The organism is Massilia genomosp. 1, from assembly GCF_011682185.1.
Lineage (GTDB): Bacteria > Pseudomonadota > Gammaproteobacteria > Burkholderiales > Burkholderiaceae_D > Telluria_A > Telluria_A rubra.
This window is the reverse complement of record NZ_WHJF01000440.1, coordinates 1-360: the sequence shown is the minus strand read 5'-3', so window position 1 is coordinate 360 and position 360 is coordinate 1. Positions and strand designations below refer to the sequence as shown.

At 50.8% G+C, this 360-nt stretch carries 2 protein-coding genes; one reads left to right on the top strand and one right to left on the bottom strand.

The genetic code is table 11. From position 1 onward, the window contains the following. The coding region (gene tnpA / locus F1735_RS34405; protein WP_167241543.1) for an IS200/IS605 family transposase at positions 1-200 on the bottom strand (200 nt) is incomplete at its 3' end. 21 nt (positions 201-221) lie between these two features. On the opposite strand from tnpA, the gene F1735_RS34400 reads away from it, so the two are divergent. Further along, a partial coding sequence (locus tag F1735_RS34400) for a helix-turn-helix domain-containing protein (RefSeq protein ID WP_167241541.1) occupies positions 222-360 on the top strand: 139 nt, incomplete at its 3' end.

Genomic DNA, 360 nt, shown 5'->3' with positions numbered 1-360 from the left:
AAGTGTACATGGTCGTCCTCGCCGTCGAACTCCACCAGTTCCGCTTCAAAGTCCGTGCAGACGCTGGAGCATATCGGCCGCAGCTCGTCAAGAATCTCTTTTGTGAAGACTTCACGGCGGTATTTTGTTGCGAAGACCAAATGTAGGTGCATGAGGAAAACACCGTGTCTTCCGTGGCGAATTTCATTGTAATGACTCATAGACCAAACTATAATCGAAGCATGCAACGACGACAAGCCTATCAATACGAACTGATGCCAGATGGCGAGCAAGAGCGCAATATGCGCCGCTTCGCTGGCGCGTGCCGATTCGTCTACAACAAGGCGTTGGCGATGCAAAAAGAGAATCATGAGGCCGGTA